The organism is Parendozoicomonas verongulae (assembly GCF_009711465.1).
Taxonomy (GTDB): Bacteria; Pseudomonadota; Gammaproteobacteria; order Pseudomonadales; family Endozoicomonadaceae; genus Sansalvadorimonas; species Sansalvadorimonas verongulae.
Genome location: NZ_SMME01000053.1, coordinates 1 through 226, shown reverse-complemented (window position 1 = coordinate 226; position 226 = coordinate 1). Strand labels below are relative to the sequence as shown.

General features: G+C 43.8%; 1 protein-coding gene. It reads right to left on the bottom strand.

What is annotated here, in order from left to right:
- A partial coding sequence (locus tag E1189_RS24115) for a hypothetical protein (RefSeq protein ID WP_230459778.1) occupies positions 1-226 on the bottom strand: 226 nt, incomplete at both ends.

Here is a 226-nt window from a genome sequence, read left to right as displayed (position 1 = left end):
AATCTGACTCACTTCAGTAAGAGTGTCATCCATATCGAGTGAACATTCCTTTGCGCTGGCGCAAAGAACACTCGGAAATACATCATCTTGCTCCAGACCAGCCAACTCTGGGAATAGAATGCCCAGAATGGAAGGTGAAGAAGGAGGAGTGCATAATATGCCAGAAACTTCATTATCACTGGAAATGCGGTAAATTGTAGATGGATTCCTGATCCATGTTGTGGTA